A 2,706-nucleotide genomic window follows, 5' to 3' on the forward strand; every position below is an offset into this window, starting at 1 on the left:
ACTGGTTCGGCATGTCGGAGAACGGGCCGCTGGCGACGACCGTGGCGGACGCGCGGCTGATGCTGTCCGTCCTCGCGGACACCGAGGTCGTACGGCCTGGCGCGCCCGACACCCACCGCGTCGCCGTCTCCCTGCGCAGCCCCATCGCCGGGGTCATCGTCAGCAGACCGTATACGACTGCCGCCCAGGAGGCGGCCGGGCTGCTGATCAAGGCAGGGCACCAGGTGCGGCGTGCCGATCCGCCGTATCCGCTGTCGCTGAGCTTCACCTCGCTCGCCCACTGGACGGCGGGCACCTCCGTCGACGCCCAGGGCCTGGATCCGCGGCTGCTGGCCCGGCGCACCCGGGTGCACGCGGCCGTCGGGAGGCGGTTCGTGGGAGCCGTGCGCGGCGGCGGCAGCCGGGAGGCCCTGCGTCTGGAGCCGTTCTTCGCCGAGTACGACGTGTTGCTGACACCGGCGCTCGCCCGCCGTTCCCCCAAGGCCGGGCCCTGGCACGAGCGGGGCTGGCTGCGCAACGTGGCCGCCAACACCGCCTACTCGCCGATGACACCGCCGTGGAACCTGACGGGCTGGCCCGCGATGACGGTGCCGCTGGGCAGCCTCCCCTCCGGCGCCCCCTGCGCCGTACAGCTCGTGGGGCGGCCGGGGTCGGAGGCGGAACTGCTGGGGCTGGCGGCCCAGTTGGAGGCCGCGCGTCCGTGGCAGCGGACGGCGCCGCTGGAGTAGGAGGCCCGGACTACAGGGCCTTGTACATGATGTGCAGCCCCACGGGGCCGTGCCGGGGGTGGTCGTACGCGTCCGGCACGGTGCCGAGGACGGTGAAGCCGAGCGAAGTCCAGAGCTCGACCGCGGGGTTGGTCTCGACGACCGCGTTGAACACCATGCCCCGATAGCCCTGGGCCTCGGCCTCGGCCAGGATGTGCTCGGCGAGGGCGCGGCCGATGCCGCGGCCGCCCTGGTCGGGGTCGACCATGAAGCCGGCATTGGCGATCCGGGCGGCGGGGCCGCCGTAGTTGGGGGTGAGGTAGGCGGAGCCGACGACGGCTCCGGTCTCGTCCTCGGCGACGTACACGCGTTTGGCCGGGCTCATCCACAGGGCGCGGGCCGCTTCCTCGGTGGTGTCCGGGTCCCAGGCGTAGGTCTCGGCGGCGGCGACGATGCGGTGCCAGAACGGCCAGATGTGCGGCCAGTCGTCGGCCGTTGCTTCCCTGATCAGCATGGGCGTGAGTCTCGCACGCCCATGCCGTCGGCGATCGCGAAGGGGCCTGCCGGGTAATTCCGGGTCAGTCCACGCTGGGCAGGATGTGCGGCTCGGCGAGGTCGTCCTCGTAGCCCGCCAGGCGGATCGGGGCGGACCTGGCCCACACGTCGAGGTTGCCGAGCTCGCCGGGGCGGCGGCCCGCGCGCTCCGGGCGTTCCTTGGGGCGCTGTTCGCGATTCGTCTTCTCCGGTGTCACCGCGCACTCCTTATGTGTCGGGTCACCCTCGGGGCGCGTCGGCGGTCTGCGGTCCGCTGCCCGACGCCCGTTGGGTCTGACGTGCTGCTGCGCGGACGCGGTGGCGTCGGTGGGTCGCGTGAGAGCAGGCCGTTGTGCACCGGCTTGCCCCGGGACGGACGGTGGGTGTGGGTAGGGACCCGTTCTGGCTGTCCGTCTGGACCAGATTAACCAAATGAGCGGGGGTCCGCTCGATGGGGCTGAAAACAGCGGGTAACTATTGCGCGTCACCCCGTGTGTAATCAGGGGAAATCTACCCCTATTTGTTACGCAATGGACTCTTTTCGGCTCACTCGGACGGCCTAGCCGGGCGAACACGCCCACGACCGGCGGCTGCCGGGGGTCACGCAGTTCAAGTCCCGTTGGCCGATTCGCAAGGCGGCCATGATCTGCTGACATCCGGCAACGGCTTGTCCGGCGGGAGGACTGACGCATGGAGCTGCGCAGTGTCGAAGAGCTGATGGATCTGCTGAACGCCTGCCGCGGAGTCCGGGGCACCCCGGACTGCACCGGCGACCCGGTCGACCTGCACGACCACGCGCTGCAGACGGCCGCACTGCTGCGCCGAAGTCGCCCCGCCGACAAGGAACTCCAGATAGCGGGCCTGGTGCACGACATCGGGCATCTGCTGCGGCCCGGCGACGACGCCGGTCACGCCGACCTCGCGGCGGACGCCGTCCGGCCCTTGCTCGGTGAGCGGGTCTCCCGTCTCGTACGACTGCATGTGGCCGCGAAGCGCTATCTGGCCGCCGTGTCTCCGGGGCGTGAGCTGTCCCCGCGGAGTGCCCGGACCCTGACCAGGCAGGGCGGCCCGATGAGTCCTGCGGAGGCGGCCGCGTTCGAGCGGGACCCGCTCGCCGACGACGCCATGACCCTGCGGCAGGCCGACGAGGCCGGCAAGGTCATCGGGTTCGACGCGGGGGTCCTGGAGGACTGGCGCACGGTCCTGGAGCTCGTGGCGGCCCGCAACTCGCGGCTCGGGGCCGTCGAGTAGCGTCCGCCTGGCCCGGCCCCGTCGAGGACGCCCGCCGGGTCTCACCACTTGCCGGGCGCGTAGTCCTTCAGGAAGACGCCGTACAGGTCCTCGCCCGCCTCGCCACGCACGACGGGGTCGTAGACGCGGGCCGCGCCGTCGACCAGGTCGAGCGGGGCGTGGAAGCCCTCCTCGGCCAGGCGCAGCTTGTCGTAGTGGGGGCGCTCGTCGGTGA

The 2,706-nt window shown here is 72.0% G+C and carries 4 protein-coding genes and 1 pseudogene; 2 read left to right on the forward strand and 3 right to left on the reverse strand.

Annotated features, from left to right (window positions below; all coding sequences use genetic code 11):
* Window positions 1-728 (forward strand): amidase family protein (locus tag ACTWQJ_RS49905; RefSeq protein WP_443312971.1); only part of this gene is annotated, 728 nt, incomplete at its 5' end.
* 10 nt (window positions 729-738) lie between these two features.
* On the opposite strand, the gene ACTWQJ_RS49910 is transcribed toward ACTWQJ_RS49905, so the two are convergent.
* Window positions 739-1,221, reverse strand: coding sequence for a GNAT family N-acetyltransferase (locus ACTWQJ_RS49910; protein ID WP_443312972.1), 483 nt, complete (start codon window positions 1,219-1,221; stop codon window positions 739-741).
* A 64-nt stretch (window positions 1,222-1,285) separates the two neighbouring features.
* Window positions 1,286-1,459 (reverse strand): hypothetical protein, encoded by a 174-nt coding sequence (locus tag ACTWQJ_RS49915; protein WP_224735466.1) that lies wholly within the window; start codon window positions 1,457-1,459, stop codon window positions 1,286-1,288.
* A 472-nt stretch (window positions 1,460-1,931) separates the two neighbouring features.
* Here ACTWQJ_RS49915 and ACTWQJ_RS49920 point away from each other — a divergent pair, with 472 nt between their 5' ends.
* A complete protein-coding gene (locus tag ACTWQJ_RS49920; RefSeq protein WP_443312973.1) occupies window positions 1,932-2,492 on the forward strand; it encodes an HD domain-containing protein in 561 nt (186 codons plus the stop codon).
* A 41-nt stretch (window positions 2,493-2,533) separates the two neighbouring features.
* Here ACTWQJ_RS49920 and ACTWQJ_RS49925 read toward each other — a convergent pair.
* A pseudogene (locus tag ACTWQJ_RS49925) lies at window positions 2,534-2,706 on the reverse strand (short-chain dehydrogenase); the annotation flags it as partial.

Origin of the sequence: Streptomyces sp. KR55, from assembly GCF_052245645.1 — a bacterium.
Classification (GTDB): Bacteria; Actinomycetota; Actinomycetes; order Streptomycetales; family Streptomycetaceae; genus Streptomyces; species Streptomyces flavusporus.